The organism is Branchiibius cervicis, assembly GCF_042661605.1.
Taxonomy (GTDB): Bacteria; Actinomycetota; Actinomycetes; order Actinomycetales; family Dermatophilaceae; genus Branchiibius; species Branchiibius cervicis.
This window is the reverse complement of sequence record NZ_JBHSWJ010000002.1, coordinates 641,812-666,248: the sequence shown is the minus strand read 5'-3', so window position 1 is coordinate 666,248 and position 24,437 is coordinate 641,812. Positions and strand designations below refer to the sequence as shown.

Sequence of the window (24,437 nt, the reverse complement as noted above, 5' to 3'; positions counted from 1 at the left end):
CGCCCCCGGCTCCCGATGCGCCAGGCGCACGGTTCGGATCGGCGTACGGCGAGGGGTCGGGCGACGAGCGGTAGGCGAGCCGCGACGAACGGTCAGCGCGCGCTGACCCCGACCTGCTCGGGAGTGTGCAGCCGCATCAGCACCCCGACGGTGCGCGCCGGGACACTGCCCGGGGTGGCCAGTGAGACGACGGCCATCACCGCGAAGGTCAGCGGCGTGCACCACGCGGCCGGTTGGCTGAGTAGTGCGCCCGGCCAACCGGCCAGGTCGCGGTTGACCATTGTGATCACGACCGCGCCTGTGGCCGTGAGGCCGCCGACGAGTAGGCCGGCCACCGCGCCGGCCCGGCTCAGGCCGCGCCACCAGATCCCGAGCACCAGCAGCGGCGCGAAGGTGGCTGCGGCGACTGCGAACGCCAGGGTGACCGTGGTTGCCAACCCGACGGAGGGCAGCAGGATCGAGGCGACGTACGGCGTTCCGAGCGCCGCGAGCGCCGCCACCCGGAAACCGCGCAGCGGCTGGGAGCCCCTGGAGCCACGGCCCTCCCACAGGTCGTGGTGCAGAGCGCCGGTGACGGACATCGCCAGTCCGGAGGCGGTCGACAGGAAGGCGGCGAACGCTCCGCCGGCGACGACCGCGGTCAGCAAGTGGGCCGGGACACCGGATGCGGTCGCGTCGGGCAGCCCGAGCACGACGGCATCAGTCGTCGCAGCGGTCTGCGCCGGGTCCAGGTAGACCCGCGCGAGCACGGCCCACAGCGGCGGGAAGAGATAGAAGACCCCCAGCAGGGCGATCACCGCGACGGTGGTGCGGCGGGCGTCGGTGCCGTCGGGGTTGGTGTAGAAGCGCACCAGGATGTGCGGCAGACCCATCGCTCCCAGCGCCAGGGCGACCAGAGTGCTCCAGGTGGCGTAGACCGGATGGCCGTGCTGCCCGAGGCCCCACAGCGGACCTGCCCATCCCGGATCCGGAGGGGCCATCCCAGGCCGGTCCTGCACCCACCAGTAGGCCAGCAGGATGCACACCGGAACACTGATCGCCGTCAGCTTGAGCCAGTACTGCATCGCCTGGACGGCCGTGATGGATCGCATCCCGCCGGAGGCAACGTTGGCCAGCACGACGACCGCCACGATCAGCCCGCCGATCCAGGTGGGCCAGCCCGTCAGGTGGGTCAGCGCGAGCCCGGCGCCCTGGAACTGCGGCAGCAGGTAGAGCCACCCGATCGCGATCACCAGCACCGCGGCGAGTCGTCGCACAGCCACCGAGTCCAGCCGCATCTGGGCAAAGTCGGCCAAGGTGTAGGCACCCGAGCGGCGCAGCGGGGCGGCCACGAGGACGAGCAGTACGACGTAGCCGACGGTGTATCCGACCGGCAGCCACAGTAGGTCGACCCCTCGTTCGTAGACCAGAGCAGCTACCCCGAGAAATGATGCGGCAGAGAGGTATTCGCCGCAGATGGCACTTGCATTGCGCCACGGGCGGACCGTCCGACCGGCGACGTAGAAGTCGCTGGTGGGACGTGACCATCGCAGGCCCCAGGAGCCGACCGCCAGCGTGAGCACGCACACCGCGAGGACGGCGCCGAGCGAGAGCCACTGCGTCACGCACTGTCCTCCGCGACGGCATCGGCGAACTGTTGCTCGATGCGGGTACTGGCCCGCACGTAGAACCGGGCGGCCAGATAGGCGGCCGGGTACACCAGAACACCGAGCAACCACCAGGGCACGCCGATCCCGGCGATGCGCGTGGTGCCGATGGCCGGCACCAGGGAAAAGGCGAGCGGCAGTCCGCCGAGCACCAGGGCGCCCACCGCCAGGACCGTCAGGCTCAGCCGTAGCTGGGCGCGCATCAACCCGGCGAGGTACACCTCCCCGACGTCGCTCTGCTCCCGCAGTTCGACTGCGCGCGGGCGGTTTCGGGGGCTCGGGCAGCGGTCGCGGAACTGGTGATCCGCACCCGGCGGGACTCGGCCATGTCAGCCGGTTTGCCGCAGGAGACGGTCGCGCAGCGCCCGCGTGTGCCGCCGACTGACGCTGAGTTCCTCGCCGTCGACGACGACCGTGCAGTGGCCGTCGCGCATCCGCACCTGACCGACGTATCTGGTCGAGACCAGGATGCTGCGGTGAATACGGATGAATCCGGCTGCTTCCCAGCGCTGTTCGAGAGTGGCCAGCGGGATGCGCACCAGGTAGGAGTCGGTGTCGGTGTGCAACCGCGCGTAGTCCCCCTGCGCTTGGACGTACCGGATCTCGTCGCGTCGTACGAACCGGGTCACTCCGGCGCGCTCGACCGGGATGGTTTCCTCATCCGATGCCGGCTCCTGCGGGCCCGGGAGGGCTCGGGCACCGCTGACCCGACGTACCGCTTCGGCCAGGCGCTCGGCCCGCACGGGCTTCATCAGGTAGTCGGCGACCTGCAAGGCGAACGCGTCGACGGCGTACTGCTGATGCGCGGTCACCAGCACGACCTGGGGCCGCTGCGCGAACCGGGCGATGACCCGGGTCAGGTCCATGCCGTCGAGGCCGGGCATGCTCACGTCGCTGAAGACGACGTCGATCTCCTGAGCGTCCAGGATGCGCAGCGCCTCCGACCCGCTGGCCGCGGCGTGGACGGGCCCGATGCGGTCGTCGGCCGCGAGCAGATGTACCAACTCGTCCCGGGCAGGAGCCTCATCGTCGACCACCAGCACCCGCAACGGTGCAGAGGGTGTGATGGGCGACACAGGACTCACGGGTCCAACCTATTTCACGCGTGCACGTGCTCCGCGAACTTGGGCACGTGAAGAGTCACCTTCGCGCCCTCACCCGGCGCGGTCTCGACGACCAGGCCGTAGGAATCGCCGTAGACCTCCCGCATCCGCGCGTCCACGTTGCCCAGCCCGATGGAGTCCGAACCCTGACCGTCCAGGGTCCGCTGGATGGTCTGCGGATCGGCCCCGACGCCGTCGTCCTCGATGACGATCTCAGCCACCGGGCCGGCGTCCCGGGCGGTGATGCTGAGGACGCCGACCCCTTCCTTGGCGGCCAGCCCGTGCCGGACCGCGTTCTCCACCAGCGGCTGGACGGCCAGGTAGGGCAGCGCGACCGGCAGGACCTCGGGCGCGATCAACAGCTCGATCTGCAGCCGGTCCCCGAACCGCGCCTGCTCCAGCTCCAGGTAGCGCTGCACGTTGCGCAATTCGTCGGCGAGCGTGGTGAACTCCCCACCGCGCAGTGAGTAGCGGGTGAAGTCGGCGAATTCCAGCAGCAGATCCCGGGCGCGGTCAGGATCGGTGCGTACGAAGGAGGCGATCGCGGTCAGGCTGTTGTAGATGAAATGCGGACTGATCTGCGCGCGCAACGCCCGCAGTTCCGCCGCCATGGCGCGGGTGCGCTCACGCCCCACCTCGGCGACCTCCAGCTGGGAGGAGACGTACCCGGCGACCTGCTCGGTGGCGCGTACCAGGCCGGGGCCGGTCTGCGGCCCGTACGCCGCGAGGGTGCCGACCACTCGCTGGTCGACCACCAGCGGGGTCACCAGACCGCTGCGGATCGGACAGTCCGGGTCGGCGCACACCAGGTCGCCGGGATCGATCAGGACCGTGCGGCCCGTCTCGATCGCCCGGCGGAGGTGAGCGGGCGCCGTACGTCGATGGTGGGCTTCCCCGGCGCCCTCCCAAGCCAGCACCCCGCTCAGATCCCCCAGCGCCACAGCGGGCGTACCCAGGATCGCCTGCAGCGGCCGCGCCGCACGGGCAGCGCCGTCCGGGGTCAGGCCCTCGCCGAGGTCACCGGCCGCGTCGGCCGCGGTGCGCAGGGTGCGGTAGGTCGCGCGATCGACATCGGACACGAAACCGGTCGCGCTCTGCCGGCGGTGGAGGGCGACCGCGGCCCACAGGAAGACGAAGAAGGCCGCGACCACGGCAGCGGTGGGCCAATGCATTCCTGCATCGAACCATCCGCGAACCCTTGCCTGGCACCGCGGATTGTGAGTAAATCATTCCGGCCCACGAACGAAACCGAAGCGTTGGAGCAATATCACAGTGGCTTATGAGCATCTATACCGCGATGCGCGACGGATTCCGTTCTGGTTGGACACTCCCGACCGGCCAGCCCCGCGACCGGCTCTGACCGGCGACGTTACGTGTGACCTGGCGGTCGTCGGCGGCGGATTCAGCGGCCTGTGGACGGCACTGTTGGCCAAGGAGGCCGACCCCTCCCGCGATGTCGTGCTGTTGGAGGGCGATCGCCTCGCGTGGGCCGCGACCGGTCGCAACGGCGGCTTCTGCGCGGCAGACCTGACGCACGGCTACGACAATGGCCTGTCCCGCTTCGGTGAGGCGGCGATGCCGGGGATCCAAGCCCTCGGCATGGCCAACCTCGACGCCATCGAAGCCACGGTGCGGAACCTGGGCATCGACTGCGATTTCGAACGCACCGGTGAGATCGACGTCGCCACGCAGTCCCATCAGCTGGCCGAACTCGGCGACGACGTCATGACCGCGCAGGAGGTGCGCGCCGAACTGGACTCCCCCACGTTCCTGGGCGGCGTCTGGGACAAGACCGGTGTCGCAATGCTCAACCCGGCCAAGCTCGCCTGGGGGCTGGCGGACGCCGCGGAGGCACTCGGCGTACGTATCGTGGAGAACACCCCGGTCCGCTCACTGTCGGCCGGGTCGCGCATCGCCTTGGGCACCGACCACGGGACCGTGCACGCCGACCGGGTTGCCCTCGGCACCAACGTTTTCCAGCCACTGCTGCGGCGGCTGCGGCTCTACACCGTCCCGGTCTACGACTACGTGCTGATGACCGAGCCGCTGAGCGACGCGCAACTGGACTCGATCGGTTGGCGCAACCGGCAGGGCTTCGGCGACGCCGGCAACCAGTTCCACTACTACCGCCTGTCCGCGGACAACCGGATCCTGTGGGGCGGCTACGACGCCATCTATCACTTCGGCCGCAAGATCAAGCCGGAGTACGACGACCGGCCGGCGACGTTCGAGACGCTCGCTGCGCACTTCGTCGAGACGTTCCCGCAACTGGCGGGGCTACGGTTCAGCCACCGCTGGGGCGGGGCCATCGACACCTGTACCCGGTTCTTCGCGTTCATCGACACAGCGATGGACGGCCGGGTCGCGTACGCGATGGGTTACACCGGATTGGGTGTCGGGGCAACGCGATTCGGCGCCCAGGCGATGCTGGACCTGCTCGACGGCAAGGACACCGAGATCACCCGATCCCCCTGGTAACGACGAAACCGTTGCCCTTCCCACCAGAACCTCTTGCCTACACGGGGATTCAGCTGACCCGGGCGTCGTTGGCCCGGGCGGACTCACATGAGGGCCACCGCAACCTGTGGCTGCGGACCTTGGACCGGTTCGGGTTGGGGTTCGACTCATGACGTCTGACCGAGAGCTGCGGACAGTTCACGTCCTATCCCGGCAGCTGAAGACCCTGCCGTTGGTCGGGATCATCTTCTTCAGCGTGTCCGGCGGCCCGTTCGGGCTCGAGGAGTCGATCAGCAGCGGCGGCGCGGGTATGACGATGCTGATGCTGCTGTTGATCCCGGTGGTCTTCGGCATCCCGGTGTCCCTGATGGCGGCGGAGCTGGGCTCGGCCATGCCGGTCGAGGGCGGCTACTACTACTGGGTCAAGGCCGGCCTGGGCCGGTTCGCCGGCTTCACCGAGGGCGCCTGGCAATGGATGAACAGCTTCCTGGACACCGCGCTCTACCCGATCGTCTTCGCCGACTATCTAGCGACCTACTGGTCTCCGGCCGAACGCGGCCAGGGAGTGTTGTTCTCCTTCTTCGACGGCCAGTTCAGTGTCGACACGCACTGGATGGTCGCGGTCGTCTTCATGGTCATCCTGGCCGCGCTCAACATCCGGGGCTCGCGGGTGGTCGGCGACAGCTCGCTGCTGCTGTTCGTCGTCGTCATGGTGCCGTTCGCGGTCTTGTCGGTCTACGGCATCGTGCACAACTTCCAGCACAACAGCTGGGACAAGGTCGTCTCGCCGTTCACCCTGCCCGACCAGACGTCGTTCAGCGCGTTCGGGGCATGCCTGGGCATCGTGATCTGGAACTACATCGGCTGGGAGAACCCCTCGACGCTGTTGGCGGAGGTCGACAGACCGGCCCGCACCTTCCGTCGGGCCCTGCTCATCGCGATCCCGTTGATCACCGTGAGCTACGTACTGCCGATGATGGCGGCGCTCGGTTCGGGGTTGCACGAAGATCTGGGTGACTGGGCGGACGGCGACTTCGCCTCTGTGGGAACGCTGCTCGCGGGCCACTGGCTCGGGCTGCTGATCGCCTTCGGTGTCGGTATCGCCCAGATCGGCCTCTTCTCCTCGCTGTTGATGAGCGGCTCACGAGTGCCGCGGGTCCTCGCGGCGGACGGTTACTTACCGCGCTGGGTCGCCAAGGACCACCCGAAGTACAAGACCCCCGTGGCCGCCATCGTGTTGTCCGTGGTCATCTTCGCGATCTTCTGCACCATGGACTTTTCCGCGTTGGTCGACGCCGACGTGCTGACCAACATGGCGGCCATTCTGCTGGAGTTCGCCGCGTTCATCGCGCTGCGCCGCAAACTGCCGGGCATGGTGCGGCCCTACAAGGTCCCCGGTGGCATGGCGGGAGCGCTGTCCCTGGTGGTCTTCCCGCTGATCTTCACGATCTGGCTGGCATGGAGCACCTTCACCGACGAGCCGGCCGCCTTCTGGATCGGCATCATCATCCTGGTGCTGGGCGTGGCGCTCTATCCAGTGGCCAACCGGATGCTCAAACGCGGCGAACCGGACGCGCCGGTGGAGTCGGACCTGGTCGACCTCGGACCATCGGTCGACACCACCGCTGCCCTCAACCGCGGTCTGACGGTCTAGGCGATCACCTGCTGGATCGCGGTGACGACCTCGGGCGCGTCGGGTTCGGTGCGTGATCCGAACCGGGCGACGACGTTGCCGTCAGCGTCGATCAGGAATTTGGCGAAGTTCCACTCGATGTCCTCGCCGTCGCCGATCAGTGTGCGGTAGATCGGGTGGCGGCCCTCACCATTGACCTCGATCTTCTCGCTCAACGGGAACGTCACCCCGTAGGTGGCGCTGCAGAACTCGGCGATCTCGTCGGCAGAACCCGGCTCCTGCCCGTTGAACTGGTTGCACGGGAAGCCGACGACCGCGAATCCGTTGTCGGCATAGTCCTTCTCGAGTTGCTCCAAAGCGGTGTACTGCGGGGTCAGGCCGCACTTGGAGGCCACATTGACCAGGAGGGCCGGCTGGCCGCCGGTCAGGTCCCGCAGGGTGCCCGGCGTGCCGTCGAGACGGGCGATGGATTCGTCGAGGATGCTCATGACCCTCACTCTAGAGTCGGAGTATGACCGCGCCTGAGCCGACCATTCTGGCCACCTCCGGCGGACTGCGCTCCGGTGAGCGCACTTACTGGGAGTTCGCGCCACTCACCACCTATGCCGTCGACCTTTCGGGGGTCGCGGGGCGCGCACCGAGGGTCTGCTTCATCTCCACCGCGGTGGGTGACAACCCCATGGTCATGCACAACCTGTCCGAAGCCGGCCGGGTCGCGGGGTACGCCGTGTCCCACCTCCAACTGTTCGGCATGCCCAACGTGTCCTCCATCGAGGAGCACCTGTTGACCCAGGACGTGGTGTGGGTGATGGGCGGTTCCGTAGCGAACCTGTTGGCGGTGTGGCGGGTGCACGGCGTCGACGTCGCGTTGCGCAACGCGTGGCGGGCCGGCGTCGTGCTGACCGGAGTGTCAGCCGGCTCGATCTGTTGGCACGTGGGCGGGACCACCGATTCCTTCGGCCCGCAGCTGGCGCCCATCACCGATGGACTGGGACTGCTGCCCTACGGGAACGGCGTGCACTACGACACCGAGGAACGACGCCGGCCGCTGCTGCAATCGCTCGTTGCCGACGGGACCCTACCGGACAGCTACTGCACCGATGACGGGGTCGGGATCGTGTATCGCGGTACCTCGTTCGCGGAGGCCGTGGCTGAAACCGGTTCCGGCGGCGCGTACTTCGTCACCCGGTCGGGTGACGGCGCGCAAGAGGACGCGATCGACGTACGGCGATTGTGATGGCCTGGCACGAATTCGAACGCTCCGTCGTGCTGGATTCCCGCAACGTGGCGGGGGCTCGAGCGGCCCTGTTCAACTGGCAGGTTCACCGGGACGCAGGGCTGCGGGTCACCCCCTGCTGCCCGATCACACTGGGTCAGAACGCAACGCTGATCTGGGCCTGGGGCATCGTGCGGGTAACTGCTCCCGTGCAGGTCATTGCAATCACCGAGGACGGGTTCACCTACCGAGCACTACCGGGACACCCCGAAGAGGGCGAGGAAACCTTCACGCTCCGGCAGGACGCCGACGGCTCAGTGCGGTTCACCGTCTCGGCCCGCTCGCGGCCGGCGACCTGGTGGGCCCGGATCGGCACTCCCCTGACGTCGTTGGTCCAGCGGCGGATAACGGATCGGTATCTGGGTGCCGCTCGCAGGCTGCCCTGAGGGCTACGCCTCCGCTAAAGCGGCGAGCCGGTCCAAGGACGCGCGCAACTGATCGGGCCCGGTAGCCCGAGCGCGCACCAATCGCTTCTCGTCGGTGAGGTCAGACCAGTCGTAGACGTGCGTGACCTCGGCACTTGTAGGGCTCAACGGCTTGATCTCCCAACGCCATTCATGTCCTGGTGAGGCCCCGCCCACCTCCGAGGGTCGCCATGCGATGACGCGACCCTCATCGAAAGCCACAACGTGGTTTTCGCGCACGTTGCCGTTGTTGAGGTGCATGACAAAAACGTCGCCTACCGCGTGCACGCGTTGCCCGGCATCCGCGTGGCCGAGGTTGTCGTTGCCGTCCCATCGCGGTTGGTTGGCCGGGTCGGCGATGAGCTCGAAGACGGTCGCTGCGGGGGCGTCGATCACCCGGCTGGCGGACACCCGGCGTAACTCAGTCATGGGCCCATCCCAGCACATCACGAGTGAGTTCGAGTTGACCAAGGTGCTGCGCAAGCTCGTGAATCACATGCAGGACGACCCACTGCGGCGTCACTGTTTCCAGATCGACGCTCGCCGTGGTGCCCCGGGCGTCCCGTCCGGTGATCCCATCCGCGGTGATCTGTTCCATCCAACCGGCGGTATCGGCACGAACCTGCGCGATCCTGTCCAGCAATTCGTCGGCCGTGCCGCTCGCCCGGAACTCGCCGCTGCGGTCCCGCGGCAGACCCAGGCCGCAGCCGAAAGTGCCCAGCCACCAACGACTCATCTCGATGCAGTGATGGACGATCGCGTACGCCGAGTTGGCGCCTTCCAGCCGCGGCCGCCGGTTGACCGCCGGATCACCGAGCTCCGTCACGATCACGGCTATCGCGGTCCAACAGCGTTCGCTGGTGTCCTGACATGCCTGCATCCAATCCGCCACGTCAGCACTCTGGCACAGGCCCCGGGTCGACCTCTCATAGTGTGGCAATGCACAGACCGAAGGAGTTCCCGTGTCATTCGTCCAACTGTTGTCGCTGATCCTCCTAGCGGGCGTCCTCGTCATTGCCATCTGGCGACGGATCAACATCGGAGTTCTCGCGCTGGCCGCCGCGTTCCCGGTGATGCTGATCTCGGGAGTCGACGCTGACACGTTGTACAAGTCCTTCCCGGGCAATCTGGTGGTCCTCATCGCCGGGGTGTCGATGTTGTTCGCACACCTGGAACGCAGCGGTGCACTCGCGGTGATCGTCGAACGGGTCTACGCGACGGTCGGTGACCGGACCTGGTTGCTCCCGTGGGCGGGGTTCTTCCTGGCAGCGGCTTTTTCGACAGCCGGCGCATTCTCGACCGCGCCGATCGCTTTCCTGGTGCCGATGATCGCGCACGTCACGACGCGCTATCGCGCCAGTTTCCTGCTGTGCGAACTGGGCGTCATCATTGGCGCCAACAGCGCCGGCTTGTCACCGCTCAACCCCACCGGGGCAGTCATCAAGACCGCGGCTGACAAGGCCGGCGTGCACTACAACACCTGGGCGCTGTGGGCGGCGTCGATGGGTGCGGCCATCATCGTGGTGGCCGTCCTGCAGGTCATCGATCGCGCGCGAGCCCGGAAGGGGCGCCAGTTCGCTCCCGAACCGGCGCCTGCGCAGGACTCATCGAGCGCCTCGTCGGCAACCCCTGCCTACGCATGGGCCAGTGCCGTCGGCCTGCTGGCCTTCGTGGTCTGCGTCGTCGTCTTCAAAACCGATGTCGGCATCACCTCGATGGTGGTCGTGGTCGTGCTGCAGCTGGTCTTCCGGCCCAGCGAACGGGCGATCCTGGGGCGTATTCCGTGGCCGAGCATCCTGCTGTTGACCGGTCTGCTGACCTACCTGGGCCTGATGAAGGACGTCGGCACGATGGACTCCATCGAGCGCGGCCTGGAGCACATCGGCACCGGAGCGCTGCTGATCCTGGTGATTGCCTACATCACCGTGCTCCTGTGCAACATCGAAAGCTCCACGATTGGGATCTTCGGCCTGATGACGCCCTTGGTATTCGTGTCGTTCGGCGACCAGGCCGGTCTGATCTGGGTGCTGATCGCGGTCTGCGTGCCCGCGGCATTGATGGTGATGAACCCGATCCATGTCGCCGGAACCCTCGTCATCGCCAACACCGCCACCAAGGACCAGGACCGACTCTTCCGCTACCTGTTGGGTACGGCGGTCAGCCTGGCCATCGTCGTACCTGCCGTCCTCTGGGTGCCCGCCGCGCTCCTGACCTGAGACCGGCATGATGGAGTGGTGGACCTGCTCGCCGACGCCGCCGAACGTGACCGCACCGACCCGCTCGCGCATACCCGGGACTTGTTCGTTCCGAGCGCGACACCGCTGGTCGCCTACCTGGACGGCAACTCCCTGGGCCGCCCGTTGAAGGCAACCCGCGAACGGCTCACTGCCCTGGTGGACGGCGCGTGGGGCACGCGGTTGATCCGATCGTGGGATGAGCAGTGGATGGACCTGCCGTTCGTCGTGGGCGATGCCCTCGGCGCCGCCTGTCTGGGAGCCGCACCGGGCCAGACGGCGATCGGTGACTCGACGACGGTCCTGCTCTACAAATTGTTGCGCTCTGCGGTCGCCCACGCCGGTCCTTCCCGTCCCGAGATCGTCCTGGACTCCGAGAACTTCCCTACGGATCGCTATGTGGCAGAAGGCATTGCGGTCGAGACCGGGGCGAAGTTGGTGTGGCTGCACCCGGACCCGTCACGAGGGGTGACCGTCGATGACGTCGCCGCCGTCGTCGGTCCGCACACCGGAGTCGTGCTGCTCTCGCACGTCGCCTACAAATCGGGTTACCTTTCCGATCTGCCGTCGATCACGCGAGTCGCCCACAACGCGGGGGCACTGGTGCTGTGGGATTTGTGCCACTCAGCCGGATCGGTGCCGGTCACACTCGATGCTGCCGGTGTCGACCTGGCTGTCGGATGCAGTTACAAGTACCTCAACGGCGGACCGGGAGCGCCAGCTTTCTGTTACGTCGCCTCGCGACTTCAACCGGTGCTCTCCCAACCGATCCAGGGTTGGATGGGCAACAGCGACGTGTTTGCCATGGGTCCGTCCTACGCACCCGCGGCAGGTATGCGGCGGTTCATCTCCGGGACCCCACCGGTGTTGGCGATGACCGGAATCCAGGACACCATCGCCTTGATCGACTCCGTGGGCATCGAAGCGGTCCGCGAAAAGTCCACCGGGCTCTGTGAATTCGTCATCGCGTACGTCGATTCGTCCTTGGCCGAGTACGGCGTGCAGGTGGCCTCGCCGCGCGACAGCGCCCAGCGCGGCGGCCACGTGACGCTGTCGCATCCGGACGCGCGTTCGCTCGTCGCAGCCCTGTGGGAGCGCGATGTGATCCCGGATTTCCGGGAACCGGACGGCATCCGGATCGGGGCTGCGCCGCTGTCGACCAGCTACGCCGAGGTGGCGCAGGGCCTGCTCAGCCTCGAATCGCTGCTGCGATCTGCGCCCTGACCTGCGGCCAGTACGGCGAGGCCGGATCTACGAGATCGAAGTGATGCGCGCCGCTGATCCACTGGGCGGGCAGATCGGCATTGACGTACGGGGGCACCGACTCGTCACCATCGCCATGCACGATGATCAGTCGCTGCCACTCGCCGATCCCGCTGGGATCCAACGCATTCCAGTCCTTCGGCCGCTCCTCGGGGGTCCCTCCGATCCAGTCACGTACGGCGTGGCTGCCGTGACCGCCGGCATGGGACTTCGCGAAATCACCGACCGGTGCCAGAGCGACCGCACGCCGACCGAGGGTGTTTGCATGGAGCATGACCAGCGCTCCGCCGGCCGAGTGCCCGACCCACGTCCCGTCACCGATCGCCTCGTCGAGGTCGTGTAGATCCCGCACGCTGGCCCACGGGTCACCCGGTAGGCGCCGGTACTCGGCCAGGGCCACGCGATGGCCCTCAGCAGAGAGCGCCGCGGCCATGGGCCGCAGGTGGGTTCGGTCGACGGACGGCCGGAAGTAGCCCCCGTGTACCAGGACGATCAGCGGATGGTGCGGGTCGCCGTACTCCTCCCAGACCTGATCGGGATCCGGCCCGTACGCCGAGAGCCGGCCCGTTGGCTCGTCGTTGGCGAGCAGCCGGGTGAGGACATCGTCCTCAGTCGTCAATCGCAACCATTACGTCGGAGGCCTTGACCACGGCGTACGCCTGCTGACCGACGGTCAGGCCCAGGTCGTCGACGGCCTCGTTGGTGATGGCGGCGGTCACGGTCGAACCGTTGACGTCGAGGCGGACGTGTGAGGTGGTGGCACCTTTCACGATATCCACGACGGTTCCCTGCAACTGGTTGCGAGCACTGATCTTCATGGTCCGAACCTACCAAGGAGCGTGGTGTCGGACCCTCGGCGTAGTTTCGGGGGATGGACGTCCACTCCGCCGCTCGCAGCGCGGTCTACCGGTCCATGCAGTCCCGGCAGGACAAACGACCCATCTCACGCACGTTGCTGCGTCGGATCTGGGGGTTCGGCCGTCCGCACCGCCGCGAGCTCGCGTTCTTCTTCCTCGTCAGCATCATCACCGCCGTCCTCGCGGTCGCCAGTCCGTTGGTCGCCGGGCAGGTCGTCGACGCGATCACGGCCGCTGATCCGGCCTCCCGGGTCGTGGGGCTGGCGCTGCTCATCGCGCTCATCGCCCTCGGCGAGGCCGGTTTCGGCATGTTGCAGCGCTGGCTGTCAGCCCGCATCGGTGAGGGCCTGATCCTGGACCTGCGCACCGCGGTCCACGACCACGTGCAACGCATGCCGGTCGCGTTCTTCACCCGCACCCGCACCGGCGCCTTGGTGAGCCGGCTGAACAACGACGTGATCGGTGCACAACGCGCATTCAGTACGACGTTGTCCGGCTTGGTGGGCAACCTCGTCACGCTCATCCTGACGCTGATCGTGATGATCAGCATCTCGTGGCTGGTGACCCTCGTCGCGCTGGTCCTGGTGCCGCTGTTCTGGTTACCGGCCAGGCTCCTGGGATCCCGCCTCGCGGCCGCTTCACGGGAGGCAGCCGAACACAACGCAGCGATGAGTACCCAGATGACGGAGCGTTTTTCGGCTCCGGGTGCCACGCTGGTGAAGCTCTTCGGCCGACCCGATGAGGAGTCGCAGGAGTTCGCTCGACGGGCCGGACGGGTCCGCGACATCGGTGTCCGCTCCGCCATGATCCAGCAGACGTTCGTGACGTCGTTGACCTTCATCTCGGCACTGGCCCTGGCTGTCGTCTATGGCTTGGGCGGCGTCCTGGCCCTCGGCGGCACTCTGCAGGCCGGCGCGGTCGTGTCGCTGGCGTTGCTGCTGACGCGTCTGTACGCACCGTTGACCGGGTTGGCCAGCGCGAGGGTCGACGTGATGAGCGCGTTGGTCAGCTTCGAGCGGGTCTTCGAGATCCTCGACCTCGTGCCGCTGATCACCGATCCGGCCTCGCCGCAGCCGCTGCCGGAGGGCCCCATCTCGGTCAGGTTCGAGCACGTTAGCTTCGCCTACCCAGCACCGGACAAGGTGTCTCTGGCCTCGCTGGAGGATGTGATGACGCTCGACGCGCGCGGTGGCGAGGAGGTGCTGCACGACATCTCCTTCGAAGCCGAGCCGGGCCAGATGCTGGCGCTGGTGGGTAGCTCGGGGGCGGGCAAGTCGACCATCGCGTCACTGATCCCCCGGCTCTACGACGTGGACAGCGGGTCGGTTTCCATCGGCGGCGTCGACGTCCGCTCGTTGTCGGCGGCGACGCTGCGTGCCGCAACCGGCACCGTGACCCAGGACGGCCACCTCTTCCATGACTCGATCCGGGCCAACCTGCTCTACGCCCGGCCGGACGCCACCGAGGCCGAGCTGACCGCGGTCATCGAACGAGCCCGGCTGGGCGATGTGCTGGCCGCGATGCCCGACGGGTTGGACACGGTGATCGGCGAGCGCGGCTACCGACTCTCCGGCGGCGAACGTCAGCGGCTTGCGATCGCCCGCCTCCTGCTGGCCGGCCCGCGGGTGGTCATCCTGGACGAAGCGACCGCTTCGCTGGATGCGACCAGTGAGGCCGCGGTCCAGGCCGCGCTCGCCGAAGCCCTTGCTCGGCGTACGTCGATCGTCATTGCCCACCGCCTGTCCACCATCAGGGCGGCCGACCAGATCCTGGTGATCGAGGCCGGGCGCATCGTCGAGCGCGGCACGCACGAGACGCTCCTGGCCAGGGGCGGCAGGTACGCGCAGTTGTACAGCACGCAGTTCGACGAGCAGTCGACGACGACCCCTGCCTGAGCGGCTTGTCGTTCTAGTTGTCGGCGAGCTTGCTCAACCGAGCGCGCAACCGGTCGCGCCGGTGGGCGTTGCCGGGCAACGTCACATACCGCTCGCCGAAACTGGCCAACAGCACGTCGTCCAGACGCCGGACCGCACCGGACGGGCGGCGATACCCCATCTGGCGGGTGATCGCGTCGGCATCGGCGGCGCGGATGGTGGCGGCCAGGTCCGACAGACGCGTGATACCAAGAGCTTCGACCAATCCGGCGATCCAGGCGTAGTGCTGGGGCCGGGACCAGTCGGCACCGGGGAATTCGCCGGCCAGGAAGGCCGCCAGTTCACGGGGTGTGATGCCGGTTCCGGTGGACTGTCGCTCCGGTTCGGGGGTGCGCACCTCGTGCTGGAGGCGCTCGCGGATCGTCGCGAACTCCTGATCGGCCAACTCGATCAGCCCGGCCGCCAACGTGAACCGCCGGTCGAAATCTGCTCGATACTCCTCAGGGACGGTGCCCTTGTACCGGATGTCGTGCTCGAACTCGGCCCAGGCGTGCTGCAACACGGTGCGGATCTGGACCTGGATCTCACGATCACCGACCACCGGGTGCTCGCGTTGATCCTCTGCCGAGAGACGGATGCTCAGATGCCTACTGGCGTAACCGAATCCGCCAGTGCTCGCAGTCTCCCGACCCATGTCCCGGTCGTCGAGAATGATCGCCTCGTCGGCCAGCAGGGCTGCCACCGCCGTCACATCGCTGGGGACGTAGGTGATGACCCGCAACCCGATGGTGTCGTGGATCTGCGCCGACGGATCGTCGTAGAGCGGCGCGCCGTCCTTGGCGCGGGCGGCCTTCTCGGCGAAGGAGGCAACCGACTTCGCGCGGCCGGTCACGCTCAGGTAGTTCAACCCGGCGTCGTCGAGAATGCCCGTCACCACGTCAATGGCTTCGGCAGCCGCTGCCCGCAGCGCGGGGTATTCGGCTTCGTAGGCGGCGACGGCCTTGCGTACCTGCTGGACCTGGCCGGAGATGCGCGGCGGCCGCGGTGACGGGGCTAGACCTGCGGGCAGCGTCGGGGTGACGATGGCACCGTCGGGGTACACGCCGTACGTCGTGGTGTCCGCCGGTCGACGCTCCTGGAAGAGCACCACGTAGGCGCAGATGACGGCGTCGACCTGGTCTTCGGCGACGCGCAGCTGCGCCTTGGTGGTGGCCGACTCCACTGCGGCCACCTGCGCGCGCCACTCGTCGTTGCCGGTCAGCCGCAGCGGTGGGTTCGCTGTGGCCAATGACTCCAGCAACCCGATCAGGGTCAGCAACTCGTCGCGCAGCTGGGCAACCGATCGGCCCTGCTTGTTCTTGTACTTCAGCGTCCGACCGAGGTGGAAGAGCGCCACCGTCGCCGGATGCGGGTAGACCTCGACGGCCCGGCCGTCCCGACCGGAATCCGGGTTGAGATCCAGGCTGAGCCGCGCGCTGATCCGGGCGCCGCGGGTGCCGTCGGCGAAGGCCGGGTTGGCGGTGTTGGCCGGGTGCGCACCGGCGTCGAAGCGGGCGAAGTCGGCGTTGAGGGCCTTCTCGGCGGCGCGGTTACCGGTGGGATTGTTGACCACCAACGGGGCGTCGATCCCGACGACGGCGCCGCCGGGCAGGAAGGGTTGCACTGCGTCGACGACCTCGTCGTCGGTCCGCATGGTGGTGAGCTGGATCAGCGCCCCCGTTTCGTCGAGCACGGCCACACCCGTCGGGTTGCGCTCACCCCACGCCAGGTCGATCCCGATGAAGTGCATGTGCTCAGCTTCTCCTACCCGGCCAGTTCAGTCCTCCGGCAGCTGCGGCCAGTCGTTTGTCCCGGGTCCAGAGCCTGGCACCAGGTACCAGTTTGACCGCCCCGAGAAGGGCGGCGTCGACCATGCTCAGCCCTTGCCCCCAGAGCTTGTTTCCGCCCACCAGCTCCAGGAGTTCGCTATCGGTGAGCACGGGAAAGCAGGCAAGGTTCGACAGCAGATCGATCACCACCTCGCGGTCTGCGATGGACCCCAGCGCCAGTTCGGCGATGACATACGGGTGACAACCGACCTCGTCAGCCTCCAACAGGCTGATCAGGTCGGCGTCGGCTCGGTGCAGATGATCGACCCAGATCGAGGTGTCGACCAGAATCATTGCGCCGACGGGCGGCGGCGTGGACCAGGGGTCGCAGACGGGTCAGTGCCGCCCAATGCGGCAAGTCGTCGAGCGCTCTCCACACGCACCAAGGTGCGAAGACCATCCCGAATCAGCGTCGAGCGCTCGTGCACACCGGTCAGCGCCGCTGCTTTCTTGATCAGTTCGTCGTCTACCGTCACGGTCGTTCGCATCACGCACCTCCGTGTGCATCATACGGTGCTATTTGTGATGCTGGATCGATATCAACCGACCAGGGTGACCATCCCGCGACCGTAGTCGTCCAACCAGGTCAAGACCTCTTCGTCGTGTGTCACACGTTGAAGCGGAACTCCACGACGTCGCCGTCCTGCATGACGTAGTCCTTGCCTTCCATCCGCGCCTTGCCAGCGGCCCTGGCCTCGGCGACGGATCCGGTGGCGACCAGGTCATCGAAGGAGATGACCTCGGCCTTGATGAAACCCTTCTGGAAGTCGGTGTGAATGACACCGGCCGCCTGCGGGGCGGTCCAGCCCTTGTGAATCGTCCAGGCGCGCGACTCCTTCGGCCCGGCGGTCAGGTAGGTCTGCAGACCGAGAGCGTGGAAACCCTTACGCGCCAACTGATTCAGACCAGACTCCTCGACGCCGTACGACTCCAGGAGCTCGGCCGCCTCGTCCTCGTCCAGTTCGGTCAGGTCCATCTCCAGCTTGGCGTTCAGGAAGATTGCATCCGCACCGCCGACAAGGTCGGCCAGCTGTGCCTGCAACTCCTTGTCTCCCAACTGGTCCTCATCGAGGTTGAAGACGTAGAGGAACGGCTTGGCGGTCATCAGGCCCAACTCGCGGATCGGCTCGACGTCGACGCCGGCGGCGAACAGCGTCGTACCTTCCTCCAGCACCTTCTGCGCCTCGAGCGCAGCATCCAGCACGGACTTGTCGACCTTCTTGCCACTGACCTCTTTGGTGAGGCGCGGCACGGCCTTCTCCAACGTCTGCAGGTCGGCCAGGATCAGCTCGGTGTTGATCGTCTCGATGTCTGAAGACGGTGAGACCTTGCCGTCGACGTGCACGACGTCGGGGTCGTCGAAGGCACGGATCACCTGGCAGATCGCATCGGCTTCGCGGATGTTGGCCAGGAACTTGTTGCCCAGGCCCTCCTCCGACGCGCCACGCACGATGCCGGCGATGTCGACGAAGGACACCGTGGCGGGCAGGATCTTCTCGCTGCCGAAGATCTCCGCGAGCACCTTGAGCCGCGGGTCCGGCAGCGGCACCACTCCGACGTTGGGCTCGATGGTCGCGAACGGGTAGTTCGCGGCGAGCACGTTGTTGCGGGTCAGGGCGTTGAACATGGTGGACTTGCCGACGTTGGGCAGTCCGACGATTCCGATGGTGAGGGCCACGGGTTCAAGATTCTATGCCGAATTGCCCGAACCCCGAAGTTCACCTCGGCAGCCGGGATCTGCAGGTACGAGGTGTAGTCGACCAACTCCGCGATGGACTCGCGGATGTCGTCCAGCGCCCGGTGCGCTTCGCCCTTGGCGTGCGTCACGCCGTACTTGCCCTGCATGACCAGCTTCCAACTGGAGACGTCGAGCATCCGGTAGTGCAGGCGCTTCGCCAGCCGCGGCCACTCGCGGTCGATGAACTTGCGGTCCTGGTGGATCGAGTTGCCGGCGAGCACCACGGGCGAGTCGGCCGGGAAATGCTCATCGAGGAAAGCAAGCAAACCCTCTTCGACCTCTTCGGCCGGGGTGCCGCCCTCGTTCTGTGCCGCCAGCGCCTCGCGCACGTGCGCGAACTTCTCCCAGAACTCCCCCACCATCCGCCGTCGCACCCGCTCCGGCTCCACGTGCTGCACCGCCTCATAGGTGCCCAGTTCCGCGAAGGACCAGTCGGTGGCGATGGCGGCAACCTCCAGGATCCGGTCCTCCACCGGGTCAAGACCGGTCATCTCCAAGTCCACCCACAACAGCGTCGCGCCCACGTCCGTCGATGTCATTCCCCTAGGTTGTCAGACCCCGCTGACACCCTTGATCCATGAACGTTTTCCTCGCCGCTGTCGCCGGCCTAGCCCTGGGTGCCCTGCTCACCTGGCTCCTGGTCCAGAGCAGGTACGCCGCGCGCCTGGCCTCCGCCGTCACCGAGCGTGACGGGCTGCGCACCCAGGTCCACGCCTTGACTGCCGCATCCGATGAGGATCGCCAGGTAGCCGCCGAGTTGGGTCCGCTGCGCGCGACCCTGCAGCACGTGCACGAGCAGGTGGCCGAGTTGGAACGCGCGCGGGAACACCAGTTCGGCGCCCTGGGCGCAGGGTTGGTCGACGTACGCCGGGTGACCGACCAGTTGCGATCGGAAACCGCAACGCTCACCGGGGCTTTGAAGACTTCGACGCACGCCGGGCAGTGGGGCGAGGCCGAACTGCGTCGGATCCTGGAGGCGTCCGGCATGCTGCCGCGCGTCGACTTCGAGGAACAACTCTCGGGGACCAATCGCGACGGGACCGGCGTGCGCCCGGACGCCGTGGTGAAGTTGCCCGGGGACAAGCTGCTGGTGGTGGACGCCAAGGCGCCGACGGGCAAGTTCCTGGCCGCGAGCGCCGCTGGGTTGACGGACACCGAACGTGCAGCGCTCCTGGCTGAGCACGCGAACGCGCTGCGCGGGTACGTCGATTCGCTGGGCAAGAAGGCGTACTGGACCGCGTTCGACAACACACCCGAGTTAGTGATCTGCTTCGTGCCCAGCGAAGCGCTGCTCGCCGCCGCGTTACGTACTGACCCGGCGCTGTTCGAGCGGGCGATCACCCAGAAAGTGGTACTGGCCTCCCCCGCAAGCTTGTTCGCTATCCTGCGGGCAACTTCCCTTGCCTGGCAGCAGGATTCGCTGACCGCCAATGCCCAGCATCTCCTGCAGGTCGGCCGCGACCTCTACGACCGGCTCAGCACCTTGGGCATCCACGCCGCGACCTTGGGCAAGTCGCTGGAGAAGTCCGTCGCCTCGTACAACGCACTGGTCGGAAGCCTGGAGTCACGGGTGCTGGTCACAGCGCGAAAGCTGCACGAGTTGGGTATCGCCGACCAGCCGCTTGCCGTCACTCACCCTCTCGAAGCATCGCCGCGCAGCCTGTCCGCACCCGAACTAGTCGATGCGCTACCGGATGTGGACCGACCGCAGCTGGATTACCGGATCACGCCAACGGAGCCGATCCAGGACCGGGACAGCGCCTAGCAGCAGCCCGGCTTGCCTCAGATAACGAGGCCCAACCCGTAGACAACTGCCGAAACGATCAGCGAGATTCCAAGAGCGCACCCGAAGCCTTGCCAGCCGGGGCGGCGAGGCGTTCGCACGGAGGGTTGGCGAAGCAACTCAACGACAGCAAAGATGACCATCCCCACGCCAAAGCTGGCCATGCAGATCCAGAACCAGAATCCTTGACTTCCGATCCGCGGCAGCTGGCCACCGAAGAGTGCAGCCATCCCAGCGAGATACAGCATTGACGCGAGAATCAGCACGATGACTGGGATATTCGGTCCACCGGGACTCGCGTCTTCACCGTGACGCACGTTGTACTTATCCGTCAGCCACTGGTTGACCAGTTCTGTGCGTCCGAGTGCGCCCGGATCGATACCTTCGGCTGACGCCACGTGCTTGACGTCTGTCCAGTACTGCATGCGCCCGCCGGTGCTCCAGTGCAGCACTGCGTCGCCGCTGTCCCATCGCAGGAGCCCGAACGGCCCGTGGAGGTCGCTGCTGACAACAGGCGGTCGCGAAGCGAACTCCCACCCCGTGATCGAACCGGTGTCCGCCGCCGAACGCAGTTCGGTGACCGTTGCTTCTCTTGGAGCGGTCCACACCAACGCAGCGATCAAGCCCACCCAGAGGGAAATCAGCAACGCTCCGGTCCACTGTCGTGACAGTCTCCACCAGCGCCCAGTGGTAGCTGGCGCCTGGGAGCGGGCGCCAGCCGGCAACACATCGGTCACAGAGCGAATGGTGGCAGAACCGGGGCAACCTGGCTACGGGATCAACACGATCTTCCCACGGGTACGACGCTGCTCCAGTTGGGTGAACGCGGCGCCGACCTGGTCCAGCGGGTAGGCGCGCTCGATGGGCAACTCGAGTCGGCCGTCGGCCAGTCGATTGACCACCTCGCCGAGGACCGCAGCTGTAGACCCCTCAGCGCTTCCAGCCCCAAGAACGCCGTTCCTGCCCACCTGATCGAAATCGATGATCGTGTTGATCCGATCGCCGGCAACACCCAGATCGAGCGCCAGTTGCACGTAGCCGCCGCCGAAGAGATCAACGAACGCATCAATTCCGTCCGGTGCGGCATCTCGCAACCGGTCCGCGATCGCACTGATCCCGCCGCTGCGATCGATCGGGGTGACTCCCTTACTGCCCAACCAGTCGGCGTTCTCGGCGGACGCGATCCCGAGCACTGTTGCCCCGCGCTCCACCAGCAGCTGCGACACCAGTCCCCCGACACCGCCTGCGGCAGCCGAGACGGCGACCACGTCACCCTTCATCGGACGCACTGCATCCGTTGCCGCCCAGGCAGTCCCGCCCGCCACGAAGACGCCGCCGGCGACCTCCCACGGCAGACTCTGCGGCTTCTGCACCAGGTGCGCTGCGGGGACGGCGACGTACTGCGCGTGACTGGCCCGGGTGTCCACCCACCCCACGACCTCGTCCCCCTCCTGCCAGTCGGTCACCGAAGAGCCCACCTGGGCAATCACTCCCGCGAGATCGCTGCCCTCCCCGGACGGCAACGTCGTGGGATAGAACGCTTCGAGTAGTCCCTTCCGGATCGAGGCTTCTCCTGGGTTGATCCCGGCCGCTCGGACCTGGACCACGACTTCGTCCGCAGCGGGACTCGGCGGATCGACCTCGACAACGTCCAGAACGTCGGGACCGCCGAACTGGCTGAAGCGCACTGCTTTCATCAGGACTCCTCGTGTGTTGTGTCGTCATAGACGCTGCGGATGACCCGCTGACGCCAGTTCACTCGGTCGTACCGGGACGATCCATCCTTGAATGTCCACATTTCTTGTGTCATCGTCCACCCTCATGGACGTTCTGAGTGATCTCCTGCAGCGCTCGCGAGCTCGAGGCGCTGCGTTTTCCCGCACCACGATGTACGGCGATTGGTGCGTGCGATTTCCGGCTGGTGGCACCCTGGCGGTGCACTCCATCATCGAGGGCGACCTCAGGGCGTGGACCGTTGATGACCCGAAGCACCGTGTCCGCGCGGTGGACGGTGACCTCCTGCTTCTTCGTTCCACACCCCACCTCATGGCGTCAGACCCGGACGCGCCTCCCCAGCCGCTGCCTCGCAGCGACGTCTCGCGTTCTGCGTCGGCCGGAGATTCGAAATCAGAACAACGGGCTCAATTCTTCTGCGGTGCGTACGTCTTCGAGGGTGACCTGTCGCGTTCGTTGCTCGCATCGCTCCCGCCGATCGCTCGCCTAAGACCACGGGCCGGGAGCGCGCTCCGAAGCACCCTCGACCTGCTCGTCGGTCAGGTCGACGTAACCGACGCCGGTCAGCAGGTACTGCTCGACCGGTTGCTCGATGCCGTCCTGGTCCTGGCCTTACGCGACTGGTTCACCGCATCGACCGCCGCCCCCGCATGGCTGCGCGCGTTGGACGACCCGGCGTTGGCACCGGCCCTCCAAGCTATTCATGCTCAACCGGAGCAAGCATGGACGGTCTCTTCGTTGGCGGGACTGTCCCACCAGTCTCGCTCCGGCTTCGCGCGCCGCTTCACTGAAGTGCTCGGAGTACCGCCGTTGCAGTACGTCGCGGACTGGCGGATGGCCCTGGCCAAGGAGGCGTTACGTGACACCGACGACAGCATCGGCACCATTGCGACCTCGGTCGGTTATGGGTCGGAGTATTCGTTCGCGGCCGCCTTCAAGCGGCTCACTGGTCAGGCCCCCGGCCGATGGCGTACGGCGCAACGAAACGCTGCGTAGTCGTTCTCCGGCGCGTGGTCAGCTGACGTCGACACCCCAGTCCACTCTCAGTCGGATTGTGAACCGTTGGATGCGGTCGCGCATTGCGCAGGCGCTGGGCGTACGACCCGGCGGACTAGGTGGTCGACTGGTTTCTTCCAGTCCACGGACCGTGATTGTGTACTGATCGGCGTCCCCGCGCTCGGTGACATCGGGGTTCTGTTTCGCGTAGTTGCATTGCGCGCACTTGCCATCCGCGTTGTCCACACTGGTCGCACCACCTTCGGCGTACGGCGTGATGTGATCCGTGTGCTGAATCTTTCCACCGCAGAACGGGGTTCGACACACCTGATCTCTCAGCCGAACGAAGGCGGCCAGCAAGCCCGGGAACGCGCGGGCTCGTGAATCCATGGCGACCAACTGGCCGCTACCCGGGGCGGTGAACACCCGGCGGATCAACCCACCGGCCTGCTCATGATCGGCCAGGAACTGGCGGACGACGTCTGATGGGATGGGTCCGAACCCGTCCAGATGACCTTCAGCGTTGCCGGACAAGGCTTCCATCGGCACCAACAGATGCACCGCGACGGGCGACGATACGGGCCGGGTATCCGCCGTCACCGAACCGGTCTGCCCCTGCGAAACTGGCTGCCCCTCTGCGGCGGGTGGCTGTGCCGGGGCGTATCGCGCCGGTCGACCGGTCAGCCGCTCGACCAAGGCGTCAGCCATCAGCTGGCCCTTCCCCCGGTCATCGTCGGGTCCGCTCGCGCCCTCTCCGCCGAGTGCCGCATAGCAGGCAACACCGTCGGCCACCGGCAGCAACGCGGTGAGCAGCGTCATGCAGTCCGGCGCGGGTCGTAGCGACACCCGGCGGTCCTTCTCGGCCTTCGACCGGCGCGCCACCGCTGCCTCGGGGTCCGCCCGATAGGCCGCAGCCCTGGCTGCCCCGGCCAGGCGGGAGTCCGGCACCTTGCCGAGGATGTCTTTGACGGCGCTATCGACCAGCTGCCGGTCGGCGAGGGACAGGAAGGCGGTTTCGGCCACGACCTGCGTCGCCTGCCATTCACCGATGACACCAGAGCGCAAGGCGGATGCAGTGTGCGGCATCTCCGTCATAGCTCGCGCCACCCCGAGGAACCGTCGTCCCAACCGAGGACTACACCGACGAGCCAAGCCCACCTGGACGCCGACGACACGAGCGGTCTCGTTGGCACCGATCCCACGCGCCTTGTCGGCGGCCGTCTGCGCGTCATGCACGACGACCGTGAGTGCCGCCTGAGCAGCGGTCGCAGCGTTCTTGACCTCCTCCAGGACGCGGATCAGCGTCAGCGCCTCATCCGGATCGATCGCTCCCAGATCAGAAGAGACACGATCCTGGAATGCACGCACCTCCCCAACAGACAGTGACACCTGGCCAACCTCCCCCTGCGACCTAACCGACCCTCCCCAGAGCCGCTGCCCCCATCATACCGGACAGATGTCCACCCCGGGTAGAGAACATTCGCCCAGTTCGCCTGCAGCGCAACGGTATTCATGACCGCAGTGCAAGACACACATCCTCGAAACGACTCTATCGTCGACCACCGACAGCC

General features: G+C 66.9%; 26 protein-coding genes. 9 read left to right on the top strand and 17 right to left on the bottom strand.

The genetic code is table 11. From position 1 onward, the window contains the following. Positions 1 to 92: 92 nt before the first annotated feature. From ACFQBT_RS03765 to ACFQBT_RS03750, 4 genes are all read right to left on the bottom strand, one after another. On the bottom strand, positions 93 to 1,604 hold the full coding sequence (locus tag ACFQBT_RS03765) for a sodium/solute symporter (RefSeq protein WP_377820488.1): 1,512 nt from the start codon (positions 1,602 to 1,604) through the stop codon (positions 93 to 95). After that, positions 1,601 to 1,867 carry a DUF485 domain-containing protein gene (locus ACFQBT_RS03760; protein ID WP_377820487.1) on the bottom strand — a complete coding sequence of 89 codons (267 nt, stop codon included), beginning with the start codon at positions 1,865 to 1,867 and terminating at the stop codon, positions 1,601 to 1,603. Before ACFQBT_RS03760 ends, ACFQBT_RS03765 begins: the two co-directional genes overlap by 4 nt. A gap of 108 nt (positions 1,868 to 1,975) precedes the next feature. Continuing rightward, positions 1,976 to 2,731 carry a LytR/AlgR family response regulator transcription factor gene (locus ACFQBT_RS03755; RefSeq protein WP_377820486.1) on the bottom strand — a complete coding sequence of 252 codons (756 nt, stop codon included), beginning with the start codon at positions 2,729 to 2,731 and terminating at the stop codon, positions 1,976 to 1,978. A gap of 14 nt (positions 2,732 to 2,745) precedes the next feature. Then, positions 2,746 to 3,921, bottom strand: coding sequence for a histidine kinase (locus tag ACFQBT_RS03750; RefSeq protein WP_377820485.1), 1,176 nt, complete (start codon positions 3,919 to 3,921; stop codon positions 2,746 to 2,748). 148 nt (positions 3,922 to 4,069) lie between these two features. Between ACFQBT_RS03750 and ACFQBT_RS03745 the strand changes: the two genes are divergently transcribed. Both ACFQBT_RS03745 and ACFQBT_RS03740 read left to right on the top strand, forming a co-directional pair. Next, a complete protein-coding gene (locus ACFQBT_RS03745) occupies positions 4,070 to 5,227 on the top strand; it encodes an NAD(P)/FAD-dependent oxidoreductase (RefSeq protein WP_377820483.1) in 1,158 nt (385 codons plus the stop codon). Between the two features lie 148 nt (positions 5,228 to 5,375). Further along, positions 5,376 to 6,860, top strand: coding sequence for an APC family permease (locus tag ACFQBT_RS03740; protein ID WP_377820481.1), 1,485 nt, complete (start codon positions 5,376 to 5,378; stop codon positions 6,858 to 6,860). On the opposite strand, the gene ACFQBT_RS03735 is transcribed toward ACFQBT_RS03740, so the two are convergent. After that, positions 6,857 to 7,327 carry a glutathione peroxidase gene (locus tag ACFQBT_RS03735; RefSeq protein WP_377820480.1) on the bottom strand — a complete coding sequence of 157 codons (471 nt, stop codon included), beginning with the start codon at positions 7,325 to 7,327 and terminating at the stop codon, positions 6,857 to 6,859. The two genes, ACFQBT_RS03740 and ACFQBT_RS03735, sit on opposite strands and share 4 nt — an antisense overlap. A 23-nt stretch (positions 7,328 to 7,350) precedes the next feature. Between ACFQBT_RS03735 and ACFQBT_RS03730 the strand changes: the two genes are divergently transcribed. Together ACFQBT_RS03730 and ACFQBT_RS03725 are read left to right on the top strand one after the other, a co-directional pair. Continuing rightward, positions 7,351 to 8,076 carry a Type 1 glutamine amidotransferase-like domain-containing protein gene (locus ACFQBT_RS03730; protein WP_377820478.1) on the top strand — a complete coding sequence of 242 codons (726 nt, stop codon included), beginning with the start codon at positions 7,351 to 7,353 and terminating at the stop codon, positions 8,074 to 8,076. Further along, positions 8,076 to 8,501, top strand: coding sequence for a DUF1990 family protein (locus tag ACFQBT_RS03725; protein ID WP_377820476.1), 426 nt, complete (start codon positions 8,076 to 8,078; stop codon positions 8,499 to 8,501). Before ACFQBT_RS03730 ends, ACFQBT_RS03725 begins: the two co-directional genes overlap by 1 nt. Before the next feature lie 3 nt (positions 8,502 to 8,504). On the opposite strand, the gene ACFQBT_RS03720 is transcribed toward ACFQBT_RS03725, so the two are convergent. Then, positions 8,505 to 8,948, bottom strand: coding sequence for an SRPBCC family protein (locus ACFQBT_RS03720; RefSeq protein ID WP_377820475.1), 444 nt, complete (start codon positions 8,946 to 8,948; stop codon positions 8,505 to 8,507). Continuing rightward, positions 8,941 to 9,411 carry a DinB family protein gene (locus tag ACFQBT_RS03715; protein WP_377820473.1) on the bottom strand — a complete coding sequence of 157 codons (471 nt, stop codon included), beginning with the start codon at positions 9,409 to 9,411 and terminating at the stop codon, positions 8,941 to 8,943. Before ACFQBT_RS03715 ends, ACFQBT_RS03720 begins: the two co-directional genes overlap by 8 nt. Positions 9,412 to 9,481: 70 nt before the next feature. Here ACFQBT_RS03715 and ACFQBT_RS03710 point away from each other — a divergent pair, with 70 nt between their 5' ends. Both ACFQBT_RS03710 and ACFQBT_RS03705 read left to right on the top strand, forming a co-directional pair. Further along, positions 9,482 to 10,735, top strand: coding sequence for an SLC13 family permease (locus ACFQBT_RS03710; RefSeq protein WP_377820472.1), 1,254 nt, complete (start codon positions 9,482 to 9,484; stop codon positions 10,733 to 10,735). A gap of 18 nt (positions 10,736 to 10,753) precedes the next feature. Beyond that, positions 10,754 to 11,977: a kynureninase gene (locus tag ACFQBT_RS03705; protein WP_377820470.1), complete on the top strand. Its 1,224-nt coding sequence runs from the start codon at positions 10,754 to 10,756 to the stop codon at positions 11,975 to 11,977. On the opposite strand, the gene ACFQBT_RS03700 is transcribed toward ACFQBT_RS03705, so the two are convergent. Both ACFQBT_RS03700 and ACFQBT_RS03695 read right to left on the bottom strand, forming a co-directional pair. Next, entirely contained in the window at positions 11,943 to 12,635 is a 693-nt protein-coding gene (locus ACFQBT_RS03700; protein ID WP_377820468.1) for an alpha/beta hydrolase family protein, read from the bottom strand. The genes ACFQBT_RS03705 and ACFQBT_RS03700 overlap by 35 nt on opposite strands. Beyond that, positions 12,625 to 12,834: a TOBE domain-containing protein gene (locus ACFQBT_RS03695; RefSeq protein WP_377820467.1), complete on the bottom strand. Its 210-nt coding sequence runs from the start codon at positions 12,832 to 12,834 to the stop codon at positions 12,625 to 12,627. The genes ACFQBT_RS03700 and ACFQBT_RS03695 overlap by 11 nt, the downstream gene beginning before the upstream one ends. A gap of 53 nt (positions 12,835 to 12,887) precedes the next feature. On the opposite strand from ACFQBT_RS03695, the gene ACFQBT_RS03690 reads away from it, so the two are divergent. Beyond that, positions 12,888 to 14,768 carry an ABC transporter ATP-binding protein gene (locus ACFQBT_RS03690; protein ID WP_377820465.1) on the top strand — a complete coding sequence of 627 codons (1,881 nt, stop codon included), beginning with the start codon at positions 12,888 to 12,890 and terminating at the stop codon, positions 14,766 to 14,768. Between the two features lie 13 nt (positions 14,769 to 14,781). Here the strand turns inward: ACFQBT_RS03690 and ACFQBT_RS03685 are convergent, their stop codons facing one another. The 5 genes from ACFQBT_RS03685 to orn all read right to left on the bottom strand — a co-directional run bounded on the left by ACFQBT_RS03685 (position 14,782) and on the right by orn (position 18,892). After that, positions 14,782 to 16,536: a DUF429 domain-containing protein gene (locus ACFQBT_RS03685; protein WP_377820463.1), complete on the bottom strand. Its 1,755-nt coding sequence runs from the start codon at positions 16,534 to 16,536 to the stop codon at positions 14,782 to 14,784. Positions 16,537 to 16,540: 4 nt separating this feature from the next. Next, positions 16,541 to 16,909: a type II toxin-antitoxin system VapC family toxin gene (locus ACFQBT_RS03680; protein ID WP_377820462.1), complete on the bottom strand. Its 369-nt coding sequence runs from the start codon at positions 16,907 to 16,909 to the stop codon at positions 16,541 to 16,543. After that, complete coding sequence (locus ACFQBT_RS03675; protein ID WP_377820461.1) at positions 16,906 to 17,103, bottom strand: type II toxin-antitoxin system VapB family antitoxin; 198 nt, start codon at positions 17,101 to 17,103, stop codon at positions 16,906 to 16,908. Before ACFQBT_RS03675 ends, ACFQBT_RS03680 begins: the two co-directional genes overlap by 4 nt. Before the next feature lie 119 nt (positions 17,104 to 17,222). Next, the gene (gene ychF, locus ACFQBT_RS03670; RefSeq protein WP_377820459.1) at positions 17,223 to 18,293 is read right to left on the bottom strand and encodes a redox-regulated ATPase YchF; all 1,071 of its coding nucleotides are present in this window, start codon (positions 18,291 to 18,293) and stop codon (positions 17,223 to 17,225) included. Then, the gene (gene orn, locus ACFQBT_RS03665) at positions 18,227 to 18,892 is read right to left on the bottom strand and encodes an oligoribonuclease (RefSeq protein WP_377820457.1); all 666 of its coding nucleotides are present in this window, start codon (positions 18,890 to 18,892) and stop codon (positions 18,227 to 18,229) included. The genes ychF and orn overlap by 67 nt, the downstream gene beginning before the upstream one ends. A 38-nt stretch (positions 18,893 to 18,930) precedes the next feature. Between orn and ACFQBT_RS03660 the strand changes: the two genes are divergently transcribed. Then, positions 18,931 to 20,118 carry a DNA recombination protein RmuC gene (locus ACFQBT_RS03660; protein ID WP_377820455.1) on the top strand — a complete coding sequence of 396 codons (1,188 nt, stop codon included), beginning with the start codon at positions 18,931 to 18,933 and terminating at the stop codon, positions 20,116 to 20,118. Positions 20,119 to 20,135: 17 nt separating this feature from the next. Here ACFQBT_RS03660 and ACFQBT_RS03655 read toward each other — a convergent pair whose 3' ends face one another. Both ACFQBT_RS03655 and ACFQBT_RS03650 read right to left on the bottom strand, forming a co-directional pair. Further along, positions 20,136 to 20,759 (bottom strand): hypothetical protein, encoded by a 624-nt coding sequence (locus ACFQBT_RS03655; protein ID WP_377820453.1) that lies wholly within the window; start codon positions 20,757 to 20,759, stop codon positions 20,136 to 20,138. A 147-nt stretch (positions 20,760 to 20,906) separates the two neighbouring features. After that, positions 20,907 to 21,833, bottom strand: a complete 927-nt coding sequence (locus ACFQBT_RS03650) for an NADP-dependent oxidoreductase (RefSeq protein ID WP_377820451.1) — start codon at positions 21,831 to 21,833, stop codon at positions 20,907 to 20,909. A 124-nt stretch (positions 21,834 to 21,957) separates the two neighbouring features. Between ACFQBT_RS03650 and ACFQBT_RS03645 the strand changes: the two genes are divergently transcribed. Then, the gene (locus ACFQBT_RS03645; protein WP_377820449.1) at positions 21,958 to 22,866 is read left to right on the top strand and encodes an AraC family transcriptional regulator; all 909 of its coding nucleotides are present in this window, start codon (positions 21,958 to 21,960) and stop codon (positions 22,864 to 22,866) included. Positions 22,867 to 22,884: 18 nt separating this feature from the next. Here ACFQBT_RS03645 and ACFQBT_RS03640 read toward each other — a convergent pair whose 3' ends face one another. After that, positions 22,885 to 24,255, bottom strand: coding sequence for an HNH endonuclease signature motif containing protein (locus ACFQBT_RS03640; RefSeq protein ID WP_377820448.1), 1,371 nt, complete (start codon positions 24,253 to 24,255; stop codon positions 22,885 to 22,887). Positions 24,256 to 24,437 lie beyond the last annotated feature (182 nt).

Coding starts and splice junctions, on each gene's coding strand:
- ACFQBT_RS03740 (WP_377820481.1), top strand. CDS start 5,376: ATGACGTCTGACCGAGAGCTGCGGACAGTTCACGTCCTATCCCGGCAG.
- ACFQBT_RS03690 (WP_377820465.1), top strand. CDS start 12,888: ATGGACGTCCACTCCGCCGCTCGCAGCGCGGTCTACCGGTCCATGCAG.
- ACFQBT_RS03750 (WP_377820485.1), bottom strand. CDS start 3,921: ATGCATTGGCCCACCGCTGCCGTGGTCGCGGCCTTCTTCGTCTTCCTG.
- ACFQBT_RS03660 (WP_377820455.1), top strand. CDS start 18,931: ATGAACGTTTTCCTCGCCGCTGTCGCCGGCCTAGCCCTGGGTGCCCTG.
- ACFQBT_RS03650 (WP_377820451.1), bottom strand. CDS start 21,833: ATGAAAGCAGTGCGCTTCAGCCAGTTCGGCGGTCCCGACGTTCTGGAC.
- ACFQBT_RS03730 (WP_377820478.1), top strand. CDS start 7,351: ATGACCGCGCCTGAGCCGACCATTCTGGCCACCTCCGGCGGACTGCGC.
- orn (WP_377820457.1), bottom strand. CDS start 18,892: ATGACATCGACGGACGTGGGCGCGACGCTGTTGTGGGTGGACTTGGAG.
- ACFQBT_RS03725 (WP_377820476.1), top strand. CDS start 8,076: ATGGCCTGGCACGAATTCGAACGCTCCGTCGTGCTGGATTCCCGCAAC.
- ACFQBT_RS03645 (WP_377820449.1), top strand. CDS start 21,958: ATGGACGTTCTGAGTGATCTCCTGCAGCGCTCGCGAGCTCGAGGCGCT.
- ACFQBT_RS03695 (WP_377820467.1), bottom strand. CDS start 12,834: ATGAAGATCAGTGCTCGCAACCAGTTGCAGGGAACCGTCGTGGATATC.
- ACFQBT_RS03675 (WP_377820461.1), bottom strand. CDS start 17,103: ATGCGAACGACCGTGACGGTAGACGACGAACTGATCAAGAAAGCAGCG.
- ACFQBT_RS03685 (WP_377820463.1), bottom strand. CDS start 16,536: ATGCACTTCATCGGGATCGACCTGGCGTGGGGTGAGCGCAACCCGACG.
- ACFQBT_RS03680 (WP_377820462.1), bottom strand. CDS start 16,909: ATGATTCTGGTCGACACCTCGATCTGGGTCGATCATCTGCACCGAGCC.
- ACFQBT_RS03720 (WP_377820475.1), bottom strand. CDS start 8,948: ATGACTGAGTTACGCCGGGTGTCCGCCAGCCGGGTGATCGACGCCCCC.
- ACFQBT_RS03735 (WP_377820480.1), bottom strand. CDS start 7,327: ATGAGCATCCTCGACGAATCCATCGCCCGTCTCGACGGCACGCCGGGC.